This is a genomic window from Brevibacillus sp. FIR094, from assembly GCF_050477165.1.
Taxonomy (GTDB): Bacteria; Bacillota; Bacilli; order Brevibacillales; family Brevibacillaceae; genus Brevibacillus.
This window is the reverse complement of record NZ_JBEAES010000026.1, coordinates 1-17,100: the sequence shown is the minus strand read 5'-3', so window position 1 is coordinate 17,100 and position 17,100 is coordinate 1. Positions and strand designations below refer to the sequence as shown.

The window sequence follows — 17,100 nt, the reverse complement described above, 5'->3', positions numbered from 1 at the left end:
AAAATCATCGACTTTTTCGGTTAGAAACTAGCTTCATTCATTATACCAAACTATCCTCAAGCTACAATCTGAGCAAAGAGCGTATAAGAAAAAATCGCCAGAAAATGATCTGGCGACTTTTCACTTGGCTTACTATTTGTACTCGAAATTAATAGTATTGCTCTCTTTACCGTCTGGGTTAACAAATTTAATAGGGACTGTACCCGGACTATTAGTAGGAGGTGATGCTAATCTGATTCGGACATCGCTGTAGAAATAAGAAACTGGTATTTCAATGTCATTCATGTATACTTTTAATCCATTTATAAACCCAGTTCCATCAACGTATATAAAGGTTCCTCCAGTGACAGGACCACTTGTTGGGGTAATTTTTGTAATAACTGGAGCAGGTGTCTGAGGCGGGGCATCATACGTAAATGTTGTTGATGCATTCGCTCCATTTGGCATAGTGATAACAATTGGCACTGCACCTGAAGTAGAACTTGCAGGAGTAGTTATCCTGATACGGGTATCACTATAATAAACTCCAATAGGCACTGATTTCCCATCGACTGTGAGAGTCATATCGGGACTGAAGTTTATACCATCAATATATACAAATGTTCCTCCAGCCATCGGTCCATTCTTTGGAGTAATACCAGTTATTTGTGGTGCTGGAATTTCATACGTGTATCCGTTTGAAACAGTAAAACTTTGTCCATCTCCATTTGTAACTGTAACGTCAACAGGGCCTTCATATCCTTTAGACGACGGAGCTTTTACTCGGACGCGAGAAGCACTGTAGAAATAGTCTATCTTCACTGCGTTTGGTCCAAAATTCACCATTGCATCTTGCTTAAAGTTCGAACCATCCAAATAGACGAATCCGCCTCCGCTAGCATTGCCTTTGTCTGGAGAAATTTTGGTGATTTCCACGATTTGCGGCGGTGGTTTAAGGAAAGTAAAACCAGCAGCTTTTATTCCTTCCTTTCCATCCGGGTTGACAAACTTCACATCTACAGGTCCCTCTACTGAAGAAGAAGGAGAAGTAACTTTAATCCGAGTATTACTGTAAAAAACGTTTACTGGAACTTCAGTGCTACCGAAATAAACTTTTAATCCTTGAACGAAGTTCTGACCATCAATATAAACGGGTGTACCACCTGTTAACAAATCAGTATTAGGCGTAATTGTGGTGATTACCGGTGCAGGTGCAGGTGGTGGTGCATTATAAGTATAGCCTGCATTTTTAGTACCTTCCCCGCCATCTGGATTTACGATTTTAACATCTACAGGGCCTGCTGCACTGGCAGCCGGAGCGGTAACTCGGATTCGTTCTTTAGAATAATAAGCACCTACTGGAACCTCTACCTTACCAAAATACACTTTCGATCCTTGAACGAACTCCGTACCATCAATATATACAAATGTTCCACCAACCAAAGGACCATTGTCAGGTGAAATAGTTTTAATAGTTGGCGGGAGAACCGGTGGAGCATCTAAGTATTTAAAACCTGAAACTTTTATTGCCTCTTTACTATCCGGGTTGACAACTTTCACTTCTACTTCTCCAGCAGAGGCTACTGACGGAGAAGTTACGGTTATTTTCGTACTTGAAGCAAAACTTTTAACTACTGCTTCGTTAGATCCAAAGTATACTTTAATACCTTGAACAAAATTTTTGCCTTCAATCGTGACATTATCTCCGCCGGCCTTTAGACCAGTATTAGGTGTAATTTTTGTAATTTCTGGGGCAGGGAGCTCTGGAGCGGGCTTATAAGTATAGCCATCCTTTATAGAAATATTTTCTCCATCCGGATTAACCACTTTTACTTCAACAGGACCTGGAGTTGTTGCTGCCGGCACTTTCACTTTTATGCGTGCATCTGAGAAATAAGTAGATAGTGCGGCTTCTACTCCTCCAAAATAGACCTTTACTCCTTGAGCAAATTTTTTCCCATCCAGGAAAACAAACTCTCCACCAACTAATTCACCTGTGTTAGGTGTAATATTCGTTACTTCCAGTTTTTCTACAACTGGGGCATCGTAAGTATAAGCACCGGGAACAGTAAGTGAAGACCCGTCCGGGTTAGTAAATACTAGATCAACAGGTCCAGCTACAGTAGCCACTGGGGCCTTAACTTTTATATAAGTTGGTCCAGCATACGTATCTAATTGAACCTCTTTATCTCCAAACTTAACTTTCATCCCATTCATAAAATAATTACCATTGATAAAAATCAATGTACCGCCACTTAATGGGCCATGTGCCGGTTGAATAGTGGTAACTTTAGGATCTGCTTTGTATTGATATTGTCCAGAGCCTTTTTGACCATCTGTATTCACAACAGTTACCGCTACATCCCCTTGGGGACCTGGAGGGGTAGTAACCACAATTTTATCTGAACTCAAGATTTGAACATTTTTTGCTGCAACTGAACCAAAATTCACAGTTGCTCCTGTTCTAAAATGCTTACCTGTGATAGTTACAGTTTCTCCACCATCCGGGTGTCCAACATTCTTTTCAATAGAAGTAATTGCTGGAGCTGGATACTTCACTTGAAGGGTTACATTTGGTATTGATTTTGTACGAGATGCGCCAGCATAGTCCTTATAGGAAACCATTGCATCATTCGTCGAAATCGGTAAGATACCAACTTTACTTGGATCCTTTGGCTTTATCTTGTATTTGAAGGTAAGAGTATTATTCTTTAACTCAGTAAATTGCCATGTTAATGTATTCCCTTTTACAGTTGGTTTGGGAATATTGTTATCATAGGACCCTGGTACAATCTCAAAGTCTGGTGAGACGATATCGTTTAGCACAACATCATACGCAGATGCCATCCCAATTTCTTTCACGATCGCTGCGTATATTTCCTTCAAGCCTGCAGAGCCTAACACGAAGTGATGGTGAGACGATGTAGTCGCCATTTCTTTCAACAATTGATTAGGACCACTAGCATTTGGATTATCCGAAGATTTTAAGAGGGCAATTGTATAAAAAGTAATCCCAGCATCTTTTGCTGATTGTGCCCACTGTTTCGCATAGTCGTAGGCATTGTTTTTAGGCTCAGTTGCATCACCATCTGTCATAATGACAATAACGGGCCTTGCTTCTGGTCGATGATTCTCTAGTTCGGCCATAGCTTTTTCAATCGCATCTCCAGTGGCAGTACTACCGTTTGCGGTAATGGTATCAACATATTCTTTTGCCGCTGAAGCATCCGTGGTCAATGGGAAGGTTTTAGTCAAACTTGACGAGCTAAAATCCACAATTCCCACCTGATGCTTTGTTAGATCCATCAAGTCGATAAAGCCTTTCGCTGCATCTTTGGCTGCTTTCATTTTATCTTCACCGTTGTTAGCTCCAGGTGCCATACTTCCTGACTTATCAATGATAAGTATGACATCATTAGGCTGAACAACAGTGACCGGTGGAGTACCCTGAATATTCAGAGTGACTTCTGCTTCTTCCTCAGTCGTTACTGACGTTGGATCGACACTTTTTGAAACAGTTACATAGTCATTAACTGCTGCAAAAGCTGAATGAAGCGGAACACCAGAAAAAACGAGAAGCAAAGACAACATAATCGTAATTTTCTTCATGATTGTTCCCATCCATTTTTTCCTCCCAAAATAATATATAAAAAAACATTAGTATTTTTTTACTACTGTTTTTCTATTAGATCGTTACATATCGAGACCTATTTCCTAATCTCAACATTTCACTACTACTAGTATCGGTCTCAATGTCTTCTTCCTTTAGATATACATAGAAAAATACGCTTCCGAAGAAAAACGGAAGCGCTCCTTACATTACATTCACAATTTCTATTTTTTCTTATCGAAGAAAAAGCCATATTCAGCTGTAGGATTATTATTGTGATAACTATTCGAGGCTACTTTTAATTGCTTAATTTCAGTAAGCTTCGAACTAATTCGATTCTGGTGAGCTAGCAAGTCTGAAAGCAAACCGGAATTTACTTCTTCAGCTTGCACTAAGATTTTCCTTTGTTCATCATTTAATGTCGGAAGAACGGGTGTTAATTTGTCCATGATTACTTCTCTTTTTTCAAGAATAGTAATTAGCTCTTCTGGCTCTACCTCTTTTTGATTTAACGTATCTTTTAAAATTAGTGTCTCTTGCAGGAGCTCGTACACTAAGGCTTCGATAGTCACCGACATCGTCTCCCCTCCTATCTACGCCTCTTTCTTCGCTATTAACATGGCTTCCTTCCACGTGTCCCGAAATTGGATAAAAAACTCTTCCACTTCATCTAGAATAACAGTATCTTTTCTTATATTTGATTCAACTAATCGTGACAACATAAATTCATATATCATCATCATTTGTTCAGCCAACGGATACTCTTTATTTAAAGTCAGAATTAATTCTTGTAAGATATCCTGCACTCTCTTGCTAAATTCATTAGCTTTTTCCAAATCACCGTTATTGATTGAAGTGCGTGTTTGTTTAATAAATTTTATTGCCCCATTATATAACATGAGTGTTAATTCTGCCGGAGTTGCGGTTGTAACTTGGTTATTTTGATAGGTCTGTGCAGCACTTTGGTACACAACCATCTCCCCTTCTTTACTGTCCACCTGACATATTTGCGAACCATGAGTTCTGAGAATTATATTTTGATAAAGCCTTTTCCATGGCTGTGAACTTCTTCCAATGTCGATTTTCTATTTCAACTAAACGATCTTCCCACCTATCAATATCCTTGCTTATTTGTGTAAGACTTTTACCAATTACACTATCGTCAACAGCAAGTGTGGTATTTCCTGCTTTAGCTGAAATTAGTTTAATGCTCTTGTCGAGTTCATTATATAATCTCTGAGCGAGACCTGTTTCCTTCGGATCTTTTGTGCTACTGAACTGTGTAAACAATTGTACTACTTTATCACCATTTTTATTTATTGCCTCTCGTAATTTTGCTTCGTCAACATACAGTTTTCCTTTATCTAAATAAGCATACTTGCTATTAGGTGCCCCTGTTATTCCTATTTCGCTTAAAGTATCAAATTTAGGGTCTGCGCCCTTTAGAGGATTCGACAAAGCAAAACGCAAGGCATCCAGACCACTCGTTAGAATAGAATCACGTTGCAAAATTCCGCTTTTCGCCATTTCTTCCAACTTGTCAGCTGTCTTTTCAGGAAGCTTTTCACGATCTTCGTCAAGGAGGGGTTCATACCCACGGTTTTTCTTTTCAGAGATCTTTGAGTTTACTTTATCTAAAACCTCATTATATTTTGTGATAAAGTTTTTAATACTATTGAATACCGTATCCTCATCTTGTGTTACATTCACACCAACTGTGCCTGTGGTTTTTTGTTTAACGGTAATTTCCATACCATCATAAGTAAACGTGTTTCCCTTAAATTTATGAACCACACCATTAATTTCTACTTCAGTTTCCTTACCGGGTTTTCCAGGAGTAGCCGTTTTTGTGCTGCCCACTCCTCCTAAACCGAGCTCTGCTGCATTCCCATTGGTGACTTCCAAATTAAAAGTAGTACCATCATTATTGTTAAGAACAAGCTTGTTGTTAAAATAAGTAGCTTTTACCCCAGTAGAAGATTGGTTTATTTTTCGAATCACACTATCAATTGTGTCAGAGGTCGTTACATCAATAGTAGCAGCTCCCGCACTAGAAGAAAGCTTGATGGAAAAATTACTTGTAAATAAAGTTGATGAATTTGCTAGCGTAGGAGAAAGGTCAGCTGAAGCTGGTACTGAAGCTTCTCCGATTTCATTAACTTTTATTGCGTAATTGCTCAGTACTGGCTTCCCCGTTGTTTTAATTGATACTGCTGTATCATTGTCCGGTACTGCCTTTTTCTTATCGAAATTTGCTGCGAAACGCAAGTTATCTAGAGATTTCTGAAATTCCAACATACTCGCGTTCATTTCACGATAGGAATCACGTCTCCATTCCTCTATTTGTTTCTTCCGTTTTAGTTTATTAAGTGGTGCACGTTCAGCATTCATTAAATCCTTAACCATTTTTTCAGTATCAAGACCTGATGCCATCCCGCCAAAGCGAATATTACTTACCATCTTGCCCATTCCCCCTATCTTTTTTCGTCAACCAATATCCCAATCATTTCCTGAAACTTTGCTGCTAAATCTAGAATTTTTTTAGACGGCACTTCTCTAACTACCTCATTCGTCTCATTGTCCACGATCTGCACGAAGTACTCATTTAACTTTTCATGGAGTGTAAATTTCAAATGTGTATCCGTTGTTTGAACAAACTTATTGAGAGTATCTAATTGCCTTTCTAGGTGTTCTCTCCCTAATTGAGTGTCTCCCTCTGTCCCTACAGGAATGTTATTTTGTATGCCATGTTGTCGACCTGCACTGTTCAGAGACATTTCTGATACAAGCTGACTTGCCTTTCCCTGTGGATTGACTGAGCCAATATTCATGCCTCTCCCCCTAAAAACATATCATATTGATGTTATCGGATTGTTTCTATGAAAGTTTGATACGTTTTTGAATGCTTTTCTATAAATGCAAAAAAAAGAGAGCAGGGAAGCCCGCTCTCTTTTTTGACGCTTTCTATTAACGCAACAGTTGCAGAACACCTTGTGGCAATTGGTTTGCTTGTGCCAACATAGCTTGTGCAGCTTGAGTAAGGATGTTGTTCTTTGTAAATGTCATTTGCTCTTTTGCCATATCCAGATCACGGATACGGGATTCAGCTGCTTGCAGGTTCTCAGAAGTGATGTTCAGGTTGTTGATTGTGTTCTCCAGACGGTTTTGGTTAGCACCGAGGTAAGAACGCGCCGCACTCACAGAGTTGATTTGAGTTTCAATATCAGCAAGCTTACCATTAGCACCTGCTTGAGTAGTGAAATCATAACCTTGAACAGCAGTTTCAACTGTATCGATTTTGAATTTAGTTCCATCAAGTTTCAACACTTGACCAGCTTCGATACCGATTTGGAGATCGATAGTAGCTTTAGAACCATCCAACAATTTGATACCGTTGAATTTAGTGTTGTCTTTAATATTTGTGATCTCAGAGGACAGCTCTTTTACTTCTTCGTTAATACGAGCCAAGTCTGCTGTAGCATCATAAGTTCCGTTAGCTGCTTGAGTAGCCAATTCTTTGATACGAACGAGCATGTTGTTTACTGTTTGCAGTGCACCCTCAGCTGTTTGCACGAGAGAGATACCGTCTTGAGCGTTGCGGGATGCTTGATCCATACCACGAATTTGGGAACGCATACGCTCAGAGATGGAGAGACCAGCAGCATCGTCAGCAGCACGGTTAATACGGTAGCCAGAAGACAGTTTTTCTACGTTTTTAGAGAGGTTACCAGAGTTTACACCGAGTTGACGGTGAGTATTCATAGCAGAAAGGTTGTGGTTGATAATCATGTCATTTCCTCCTTGAGTATAAAGGCCACGTCCCTGTGACCAATTTTTTGGGGGTTAAGAGCAATCGCGCGCTTGTTCTTCCCCTTACACTACTATTATCGGAAGAGGCATTTCATTCTTTTAGTACTTTTTTAAAAAATTTTTGAAAACATTTTAGCTGATGCTAATTATCAATACTCTCTAGATAATACCAGATTACCGATATATTATTTAAAAGAGAAACAAGTAGGAGGAAAGCAGCTATGAAACAAAAACGAAAGATCTTAGTCCCTAGTTACTTACGTGCTTTTTCATGTATCGGTTCAGCATGTGAGGATACTTGTTGCTCAGGATGGCGTGTTGACATCGACAAGTCAACCTATTTCAAATACAACAAAGTAAAAGATCCTGAAATGAAGCAATTAATTTCAACTCATATAAAACGAAATCGGACTAACCCAACTGAAAAAACGTACGCTAAAATAGATGTCCAAGCAAACGCGGGTTGTCCTATGTTGAATGAAGAGAAGCTATGCAAAGTACAACTTCAGCTTGGCGAAGATTATTTATCAAATATTTGTATGTCTTATCCTCGGGTCAGTAATGTAGTCAATCATGTTGTAGAACGTTCCGCAACAATGTCTTGTCCAGAAGCAGCCCGATTGGCATTACTAAATCCGAATAAAATGGAATTCGATGAGATTGAGGAACCTTTACATACTAAGCATGCTGTGCAAGGTTTTATCGATACTAACTCTATCAACGACAAACTCTCTTCTTACTTCTGGGACTTGAGAATCTTTAGTATTCGCCTTCTGCAAAACCGTAACTACGAATTGCCTGATCGGCTGATGCTCTTGGGAATTTTCCTCCAAAATGTCCAAGATCTTATCCTTGCTAATAAGGAAACAGATATCCCTCTCATCATCAATCACTATGACACTCTTATTGATCAGGGTTCGTTAAATGAGAGCCTTCAGGCAGTGCCAGTAGAATGGACACCACAAATCTTGCTTATCAAGAGCTTAATAGATCTAAGGGTGACCTTAGGTATCTCTAATCCACGTTATCTTGAATGTCATCATGCATTAATCAACGGCATTGGATTCACAGAGGAAACTACGATTGAAGATTTAACGATACGATATCAGAACGCTTTCGCCAATTATTATCAGCCATTTATGGATACCCATCACTACATCCTGGAAAACTATTTGGTTAATCACATATTCAAAAATTTATTTCCATTAGGAAGCGGAATGGAATGCATGACAGACTACGTAAAGTTAATCGTTCAATACGGAATTATTAAAGTGTACTTGGTTGGTATGGCAGCCTACCACAAAGAAACTTTTAACTTAGAACATGTTATTCTGTGTATACAATCTATTGCTAAAACAATTGAGCATAATGGCAGCTTTTCAAAACTTGCCCTTGAGGTTTTAAAAGCGAATGATTGTAATTCTCTTGCAGGAATGGCGATTCTTGTAAAAAATTAATTTTTAAACATCAGTAACCCGTAAAGGAAGCTTTTAAAAGTGTTCCTCTTACGGGTTTTCTATTGGTTTTCTTTAATATAAGCAGTTTTCTTTTCAGACTTATTAAAAACAAAACGAAAACAGGTGACCCCAATAACTTAATTGGAGTCACCTGTTAATTTGCCTTGATCAACTAACTGTTTTAAAGAAGACCACTCTACCTTATTTTGTGTAGCCAGTTTGTTTTCTTGCTGGATGGCTATATAGATTTCTTTACGGTAAATGTCATAGTCAAGTGGAGCCTCTATACCGATACGTACGAGATCCCCATCCACTGCAACTACTTTTATCTCGATTAAGTCTCCAATCATGATAGACTCATTTTTTTTCCGGGATAGGACTAACATATCGTCACCTACTTTTTTCCAACTGTTTTTGAAACAGTGGTTGACGAACTTCGTAATTTTCCTCGTTAAGAATTACTTGTTTCGCCATTCGATTACCTTGATTAATAACTATAGGTGCCTTTAAGTTAACCGTAATATTATTTTCTCCACGTATTGTAACAATGTTCACGACGAGGATAGAATGATTCTCTTCTATATGCAGCGCCATCTTTGCTTGACTATGGAGTGAAAATTCATACTCTGGGAAAAAATTGAACGGATCAACTACCCAAAAACTAATCTGGTCATCTTCCAATGACTGAAGTGAATAAAAGGGACTTTCGTTTTCTTCTTTGACTAAGTGAAAGAACTGTAAATGCTCAAATCCGAGAATACCTTCTTCAAAAAAAAACTTTCCTATCTCTATTTTTTGCTCACTAGCCATAGCAGGTATCCTCCTTATAGAGATTGGTCCATATTCAAGCCTACGACTTCAATACGTAATTGTTGATATTGCTTCATATACACATTTACATCACCAGGTTTATATTTATAAATAGGAGGTCTGTAGACAGGATCCATTTTCATACCTCCCCGTTTTACATGAATCTCCACAGGCTTGGCCTGATAAGTAACATCCACGCCTTCATCTAGACTCGAAGGTGTAGATAGCGGAGTAGGACTGATCCCGATCTTATCAAAAGCCAAGGCAGCAATTGCATTTCCTGGATTTTCAATTGCCCGCATGCTGTCGCCTTCTTGACTTATTCTGGCAATAGCATCAAGTAACTGCTGCTTCGAAAATTGGTAATTTTCATCGCTAAATTGCATGGACGAGCGTAATCCGCTGCTCTCTCTCGCTCTCGAGGAATCAATGAAAAGAACTCCTGCATCCTGACTGATCTGTAGGGTAGCTGGTTCTTGTCGAAGATTCATTTCTGCCTGCGGTTGCTGCATTTCAAGAAATGCATTACGCGTAGTGAACCCGATCTGTGCCGGAGAACTTTGCATTTGGATTCTGGCTAACTGCATATACGTTCCTCCCCCTTATTATATTCTATCGGAGGAAATCTAGCAAAGAGGGTTGAATAATTCTGGCACCCGCTGACAACGCTGCTCTGTGGACATTTTCTTGTGTCTTCAATTGCGTAATAGCCTCTGCCTCATCTACATCTTCATTTTTGGATTTTAATGCCGTAATGTTGACTTCACTGTTAGCCAATCTCTCTTGAACCAATTCTATACGATTTACACGAGCACCTAATGCCGCTCTTTCTGTCAATATATTCTCAAATTGTCCCTTCACATCGTTCATGAGAGGCATAGAGGATACACCTGTTTGCAGATTTGAAATCACTTTATCCATGATCGTAAAAATATTGTTTGTTGCTGGAGAATTAAATACTTTTTGAGCATCTATATTAATAGCTGAATAAGTATTTTGGCTAATCTCAACGTTTATTTGAGAGCTATTTGTATTGGTAAATTGTCCAGTTGCAACATCATATGGAGGCTTATCCGTATCTGTACCAGCAAAAATGTAACGTCCATTAATGGTTTGATTTGCAACTGTTCCTAAATGGTTTTTAAGCTCAGCTATTTCACTTGCCATAACTTTACGATCTTCTACAGAGAGATCATCATTCCCTGAGGCCACCATGAGTTCCTGTACCCTTTTTAGCACATTTCCTACATCGTCGAGTGCACTATCTGTAGCACCCATCCATGATTCGGCTTCATCTACATTTCGAATGTATTGATCATTTTCCATCAGAGCTGAGCGATAGTACATTGCTCTTGTAGCTAGAACAGGATCATCTGATGGTTTAGATGTTTTTTTGCCGGATGAGAGTTGTTCTTGTAATCTATCCATATTTCCCATGGAATTATTTACATTACGAAGCATGTTACTGTTTAGCATGCTCTGTGTTACGCGCATAGACATTTATACAATCTTCCTTTCGTCACAGATTGTTATTACAATCCTACTCGTCCCATACCATTAATAACCTTATCCAATATCTCGTCCACACTGGTAATAGCACGTGCAGAAGCGTTATATGCATGTTGATATTTCACAAGATTAGACATCTCTTCATCAATCGAAACACCCGAAACGGATTGCCTTTGATTCTCAACCATCCCAACGATCGTTTCTGCATTTTTTTGATTCCTTGTAGCTTCTTGGCCGTAAACACCGATTTGACCAACTATATTTCGATAATAGTCATCCATTGTAGTTGCTTCTTTAAAATCGTTTGGACCAAGTCCAGGGTTAATTATTTTAAACTTGATGGAAGCAATGGCCAAGGCATTCTCATTATTTCCTACTGATGGCTGTTTTCCTACCGCAATCGTATCCAGACTACCTAGAATTGTAGGATTAATTTTAATTTTATTGGCGCCTGTCGGGTTAGTAACACCACCGACAGAATCTACGAAAAACGGTATACCTGACGATCCCCCACCATTTTGGATATCCGACAAACTAAAACCTGTTTTATGAATTTCATTGATTTCCTTTGTCAAATTAATTGCCAAGACATCGAGACGCTTCATTGTTTCAGGAAGCAACTGATCTCGTGCTTCTACTAAGCCAGCAAGACTGCCTTGTCTAGGAATAAATGCTGCTCCCCCAAGTGTAATATCGTAGAAACCTGTGATTCCATTGCGAACTGTAGCCAAAGGAGTAGTTGTATCAGCAGTAACAAAAGGTGAGCCTTCCATTAATACATCAACCATACCATTGTTAGTCTGAACTACCCTGATATCTGTCAGCTTGGATAGTTTGTCTATCAAAACATCCCGTTGATCATACAAATCATTAGGTGTATAGCCGTGAGGGACTACCTGATTAATCATTCTATTCACTTGTGCTATCTGTTCCCCAAGGGAGTTAATTTCCGCAACTTTTATTCCAACAACATTATCAAAATCTTTCTGAATCGTTTGCAGGTGATTGTAAATCCCACTAAAAGTCTCTGCCACCGCATTAGAGCGTTCTCGTACTACAGCACGAGCAGAAGAGCTTGTTGGGTCTTTTGACAAGTCTTGCCACGCCTGCCACATTTGATCCATTACCTTTTGTAATCCCGTTTCGGATGGTTCATGCATAATTTGCTCAATCTTGTTTACTGCATCTACACGTTGATCCCAATATCCCAGCGTCTTGTTTTCATTTCTAAATTGCAGGTCCAAAAAACCTTCACGTAATCGCTGAATATCGGTTACCTGTACTCCTGTGCCTAGAATTCCGGGTTCTTTACTAGCATTCAATGATGGATATGGAAGACCATTGGTCGCTTGCATATTGACTCGTTGGCGAGTGTATCCTTCCGTGTTGGCATTGGAAATGTTATGCCCTGTCGTATTCAATGCTGTCTGTTGAGCGAAGATCCCCCTCTTCGCTACTTCCAATCCGTGAAAAGTTGATCGCATGTTAACCCCCCATTTAAGCTTTGTTATTTATAATGGCACGATTTGGTACTGGCAAATTACTAATTGTAGGTTTTTTATAAATGAAGTCTTCTTCTGGTGTATCCAATATCATATCCAATTGAATATTCACAAACGAAAGGGACTGTCCCAGCAATTGCTGATTCAGCTCATTCGCATCTCGCAAATCAGAGACAATCCGAATAAGAGCATTGCGATAATTTGTCAACTGAATTTTATCTTCAGCACTTGTCGTCCATTTAATAAATTCAGCCAACGTATAGTCTTGCAGAGCTATACTTTTTTCTGATACGATTTGCTTCATCAACTTCTGCCGCTCTTCTTCGGCTATAATCACACCTTTAATCAACTTCTGTTCCTTACTCGTTATGGCAATAAGTTCATCAACATGTCCTTTAATTAAGACGCTTTTTTTCTGCGTCGCCAACGTATATAGTGCTTTATGAAACTGCAGCAGGTTTTCCAGCAATTCAAAAAGTTGTCTCATGAAAATAACTCAGCTCCTTTAGAGCTTTTTCCAAAAGGATAGGAATTTCTCAGCAATCTTTTCACTTGAAACTTTATAGGCGCCATCCTCCACCTGCTTTTTTAACTGTTCTACTTTTTCCCTACGCGCTGGAGCGTTAGGCTCCTCCACTTGCTTCAACATTTCCAATGCTTCCCTTGAAATGTTAACCTCATCTTTTCCCATAGGGATTTTTCCATTTTTGTTCAACGGGTTTGAACCGGTTTTATTGTAAGTGTTGATCATCCCCGCACGGTTGGGTTCATTAATACGCATTAATATCCATCCTCTCAAGCAACCAAAAATAAAACCGATGATTCTCTTAGTAGTATCATCGGCATATTTCTCACATTCAATTAGTTTTTTTCATCGGAACTATTCGTCAGCATTCTGCTTTCTTCGATAAGCTGCTTGGGCCAAATTATCACGTTCTGCCTGTTCCAACCGCTGCTCCACTTCGGCTTGTTGGGTAATTTCATACCTTAACCCCTGCATGCACGAATCACATATATTTCCAGATCGAATCATGAACCCACAACGCTCGCACGGATATCCAAGACCGGGATTTCCTGCAACGGAGATACGCCCTTCTTTAATGAATTTTGTAATTTGCTTCACACTTACGCTTGTGGCTTCGCTCACCTGGTGGATATTCGCCCCACGATTTTCACGCTTGCGTAAAAATCGGGCGCATTTGTCATATTCCTGTTCTACTTGTTCACAGCATTTGGGGCAAATGTCACGGACTGCTTGTACAAATAAAGAATCACACCGCGAGCAGTTTGCCAACTTGCCCATAGACATATCGACAACCCCTTTGACATTCAGAAAGTTCATACGGTTCTCAAACTGATGATGTATGCCTCCATAATAGCGTAATTTTCACAACCTGGCTATCTGTATATTGTCAAGGAATAAATTTCACATGTTCTCCCCAAATGTATTCGCAGTGTCTTGGCACATGAGCGCAGGGTTGAACCTGTCGTGTATATATCGTCAATGAGCAAAATTTTTTGAGGTGGATTTGGACGAGTCAAACTGGCATCGGTCACTCTGAACTCCAGTAAATTATTTTTTCCAAAAAATCTAGCGACAAAGTTATCAGTTACACAAGGTACCCCGGCATCCCCAGTCCATGCAAAGGCTTCTCGCATGCTTTCCAAACGAGCCACTCGCCCTGACTGTTTGCTGAGCTTCGGCGTGTCTTTTGTTCGGAGCAACAATGTGCGAACTGGAACATGGATCACACCTCCCAAATATTGAGCCAGCAAATCCACCTGATTGAATCCGCGCTCCTTCAGGCGCAGTGGATGTAAAGGTACTGTTGTAATACATGAGAATTCAATATGTGAATAGTAACGATGCATCGCGATGGCCAACAATGCCCCAAAATAAGCAGCCAAGCTCTCGTCACCTCTGTATTTGAATATTCCGAGCAACTCCTTACCTTTATCGTCATAGCAAAGGAGACTCCTATTCGCCTTCAAATCCATCCCATCCTCATGTGCTTTGTTGACGCAATCTCGGCACCGCCCGTTGTATTTACGAATCTCGCTTTTCATATCCCGACCACACGCAAGACACATCTCTTCTCCGATAAAAGGCATCTCTTCCAAGCAGTTTCCACACAACATCAGGCCCTTCAGCAATCGATACATAACAGGGTAGCTAGCTCGATTGACCAGAAATCGAGCTCGATCTCGTACCACCCTCTCCCTTTCAGGTTTCGATATAAGCCTTCCGCAGGCGACACAGCTTTCTCCCTTCATGAGAAGACTCCTTGCTCTGTCAGCTTTTGAGCCAATTGATTCATCTGGTTGATTTGCCGTACTGCCCGCTTGGGGGCAGTAGCGCGATCAGCTTGCAAAAACAATACACCGCCTGTTGGGTCGTCAATCGATCTGCCTACCCGTCCCGCGATTTGAACCAAGGATGCCTCGTCAAATACGGGAACTTCAGCTCCCAAGACCACAACATCGCTCTTCGGTATCGTCACACCCCGCTCCAATATCGTTGTGGTTACCATCAGTGCATAGCGCTTTTTTCGAAATGCATCCACCTTCTCTTCCCGCATGGGATCGGCTGCATGGACACTTGTCATCTGTGCTGCATGTAATGGCATCCACATCTGAAGATATTCGAGCACCCTTTCCACTTCTGCAACTCGTGGCACAAACACAAATACTTGCCTGTTTGCATCAAGAGAGAAACACACTGCATGAATGAACTCATGCACGAGCCGACTTGCCAGGATGCGCTTGTGCAGTCCTCTCACCGTAAGAATCTTGGGAACAGGAAGAGCCGATCCGTGATAACGCCCCGGGAGCAAAACATGCTTCTCGGAAAACAGTGGTATCACTCCAGAATGCTTGTCAGTCGAACTTGCTTTTTCCATAAGTCGCTTGCGCAAATACTTGGGAGGTGTCGCGCTCAAATACAACAACTTGCCATTACTCTCGACGGCCCGGGACAGTGCACGGTACAGAACAGGATCATTGTGATAAGGAAATGCATCCACCTCATCGAGCACCACCAGCGAAAACCTCTTGTAATAGCGTATTACCTGATGGGTTGTGGCAATCGTAATATCGCTCTCCTCCCACTTCTCGGTACTGGAGCCATGAACTGCAATCACTTTTGCTTTTGGGAAAACTCGGCGAATACGCGGTGCCAGTTCAAGAACGACATCCTTCCGTGGAGTTGCAATCAGTACACGGCCTCTTGCAACGAGCGCCTCCTGGACCGATGGAAAAAGAAGCTCTGTTTTGCCTGCCCCGCAAACAGCCCAAATCAAAAACTCAGACAACCCCGGCCGCGGATTGGCTACAAAAGAGCGCGCTCGCTCAGCTGCCCGTGATTGACCTGCCGAATACTTTCCCGTCCACTCCAACCTCACCGCATTCTCTAATTTGTCTGCACGACAAATCGTCGGCCCACCTACTGCCATTAAGAAATACGGCGTGCAGCATTTACTCCTGCCCATTCCCAAACAGGCTGTACAGTAGGCACAGCCTTGCTCACACGTATGGCAATAGGTAAGCTCTACCTTCTCCCCCACACTCCCACAGCGCTCACAAACCATTTCTAATCGATTGCGCAACCAGCCTTTTGCAACCGAAAACCGAATGCCAGGCCGCCACTCCGCTTTGTTTGCGAGCACAAAGGAATGCAAAATGGCTGACAAATCTTCAATGTCCACTGCTTGCTTTTTCAGCAAGGTCAGGATCTCGTCCCAAAAGAGCGCACGCCCGCTCAGAAGCTCGCTCAAAACAACCGCTTCCGAATGCTCTAGAGATGAACTCCTATGCAGAAGCTGACGACCACCCAAAGGACGTAACTGGTCATCGAGGAATTTCTTCGGTGTTACTCTATCTCGATACGTAACTTTTACACTAGCCTCGACTGGCTCCCAGGTAAACCACCCCTGTTCTCGACGTTCCCTCGCATTCTCTACATCTCGTCCATACAGGCGGCTTGCTTCGCACACAGTTGTTGCCACAAGTGACCTCAACTCGTTTACATACCCATCCGTCAACATCCGTTCTTCCCTGACTCCTTGAGCCAAATGCCCGTTCACCCTCTCACGCAAGGAAAAGGCCAGCGCAAGTGACGCCGTCTTACCAATGACATGCAGTACGCAGCCTTCCCTCTCCTGCCAAAAGGCACGATCCACAGAAAAGCTCGGTGTGACATAAGCCTGCACCTGATGTGTAGATCCGCCGCTGCCAGCTTTGATATACAGCAAATACTTGTGCATACGCTCCCCCTCCACCTCTTACAAACAGTGTGCAAAAAGACAAGAGGTCCGGCAAATTTTTTTGAGCACAGTTCCCGAAAGAAAAATAAAAGAGCCGCCGACATGCTAAACTGTCCCCTTTGTAAAGGACACTTTTAAAAAAGTCTAGGCAACGTTAAGAA

General features: G+C 41.1%; 17 protein-coding genes. 1 reads left to right on the top strand and 16 read right to left on the bottom strand.

What is annotated here, in order from left to right; genetic code table 11:
- Window positions 1-132: 132 nt before the first annotated feature.
- The 6 genes from ACQ5DJ_RS21160 to ACQ5DJ_RS21135 all read right to left on the bottom strand — a co-directional run bounded on the left by ACQ5DJ_RS21160 (window position 133) and on the right by ACQ5DJ_RS21135 (window position 7,378).
- A complete protein-coding gene (locus tag ACQ5DJ_RS21160; RefSeq protein WP_429844173.1) occupies window positions 133-3,600 on the bottom strand; it encodes an IPT/TIG domain-containing protein in 3,468 nt (1,155 codons plus the stop codon).
- Window positions 3,601-3,813: 213 nt separating this feature from the next.
- On the bottom strand, window positions 3,814-4,167 hold the full coding sequence (locus ACQ5DJ_RS21155; RefSeq protein WP_429844172.1) for a hypothetical protein: 354 nt from the start codon (window positions 4,165-4,167) through the stop codon (window positions 3,814-3,816).
- Window positions 4,168-4,182: 15 nt separating this feature from the next.
- The gene (gene fliS, locus ACQ5DJ_RS21150) at window positions 4,183-4,560 is read right to left on the bottom strand and encodes a flagellar export chaperone FliS (RefSeq protein WP_429844171.1); all 378 of its coding nucleotides are present in this window, start codon (window positions 4,558-4,560) and stop codon (window positions 4,183-4,185) included.
- Window positions 4,561-4,576: 16 nt separating this feature from the next.
- Complete coding sequence (gene fliD / locus ACQ5DJ_RS21145; protein ID WP_429844170.1) at window positions 4,577-6,049, bottom strand: flagellar filament capping protein FliD; 1,473 nt, start codon at window positions 6,047-6,049, stop codon at window positions 4,577-4,579.
- Window positions 6,050-6,063: 14 nt separating this feature from the next.
- Complete coding sequence (flaG, locus tag ACQ5DJ_RS21140; protein ID WP_429844169.1) at window positions 6,064-6,420, bottom strand: flagellar protein FlaG; 357 nt, start codon at window positions 6,418-6,420, stop codon at window positions 6,064-6,066.
- Between the two features lie 136 nt (window positions 6,421-6,556).
- On the bottom strand, window positions 6,557-7,378 hold the full coding sequence (locus tag ACQ5DJ_RS21135; protein ID WP_429844168.1) for a flagellin: 822 nt from the start codon (window positions 7,376-7,378) through the stop codon (window positions 6,557-6,559).
- Between the two features lie 242 nt (window positions 7,379-7,620).
- Here ACQ5DJ_RS21135 and fliB point away from each other — a divergent pair, with 242 nt between their 5' ends.
- Complete coding sequence (gene fliB, locus ACQ5DJ_RS21130) at window positions 7,621-8,856, top strand: flagellin lysine-N-methylase (RefSeq protein ID WP_429844167.1); 1,236 nt, start codon at window positions 7,621-7,623, stop codon at window positions 8,854-8,856.
- Window positions 8,857-8,993: 137 nt separating this feature from the next.
- On the opposite strand, the gene csrA is transcribed toward fliB, so the two are convergent.
- The 10 genes from csrA to ACQ5DJ_RS21080 all read right to left on the bottom strand — a co-directional run bounded on the left by csrA (window position 8,994) and on the right by ACQ5DJ_RS21080 (window position 16,939).
- The gene (csrA, locus tag ACQ5DJ_RS21125; protein WP_429844165.1) at window positions 8,994-9,242 is read right to left on the bottom strand and encodes a carbon storage regulator CsrA; all 249 of its coding nucleotides are present in this window, start codon (window positions 9,240-9,242) and stop codon (window positions 8,994-8,996) included.
- A 4-nt stretch (window positions 9,243-9,246) separates the two neighbouring features.
- Window positions 9,247-9,666, bottom strand: a complete 420-nt coding sequence (fliW, locus tag ACQ5DJ_RS21120; protein ID WP_429844164.1) for a flagellar assembly protein FliW — start codon at window positions 9,664-9,666, stop codon at window positions 9,247-9,249.
- Between the two features lie 14 nt (window positions 9,667-9,680).
- Window positions 9,681-10,253, bottom strand: coding sequence for a DUF6470 family protein (locus ACQ5DJ_RS21115; protein ID WP_429844163.1), 573 nt, complete (start codon window positions 10,251-10,253; stop codon window positions 9,681-9,683).
- Window positions 10,254-10,278: 25 nt separating this feature from the next.
- Entirely contained in the window at window positions 10,279-11,166 is an 888-nt protein-coding gene (gene flgL / locus ACQ5DJ_RS21110; protein ID WP_429844162.1) for a flagellar hook-associated protein FlgL, read from the bottom strand.
- Window positions 11,167-11,198: 32 nt separating this feature from the next.
- Window positions 11,199-12,659: a flagellar hook-associated protein FlgK gene (flgK, locus tag ACQ5DJ_RS21105; RefSeq protein WP_429844161.1), complete on the bottom strand. Its 1,461-nt coding sequence runs from the start codon at window positions 12,657-12,659 to the stop codon at window positions 11,199-11,201.
- Between the two features lie 13 nt (window positions 12,660-12,672).
- On the bottom strand, window positions 12,673-13,164 hold the full coding sequence (locus ACQ5DJ_RS21100) for a flagellar protein FlgN (protein ID WP_429844160.1): 492 nt from the start codon (window positions 13,162-13,164) through the stop codon (window positions 12,673-12,675).
- 18 nt (window positions 13,165-13,182) lie between these two features.
- Window positions 13,183-13,458, bottom strand: coding sequence for a flagellar biosynthesis anti-sigma factor FlgM (gene flgM, locus ACQ5DJ_RS21095; protein WP_429844159.1), 276 nt, complete (start codon window positions 13,456-13,458; stop codon window positions 13,183-13,185).
- Window positions 13,459-13,557: 99 nt separating this feature from the next.
- Window positions 13,558-13,986, bottom strand: coding sequence for a TIGR03826 family flagellar region protein (locus tag ACQ5DJ_RS21090; RefSeq protein ID WP_429844158.1), 429 nt, complete (start codon window positions 13,984-13,986; stop codon window positions 13,558-13,560).
- A gap of 89 nt (window positions 13,987-14,075) precedes the next feature.
- The gene (locus ACQ5DJ_RS21085; RefSeq protein WP_429844157.1) at window positions 14,076-14,891 is read right to left on the bottom strand and encodes a ComF family protein; all 816 of its coding nucleotides are present in this window, start codon (window positions 14,889-14,891) and stop codon (window positions 14,076-14,078) included.
- 56 nt (window positions 14,892-14,947) lie between these two features.
- A complete protein-coding gene (locus tag ACQ5DJ_RS21080) occupies window positions 14,948-16,939 on the bottom strand; it encodes a DEAD/DEAH box helicase (RefSeq protein WP_429844156.1) in 1,992 nt (663 codons plus the stop codon).
- Between the last annotated feature and the right edge of the window lie 161 nt (window positions 16,940-17,100).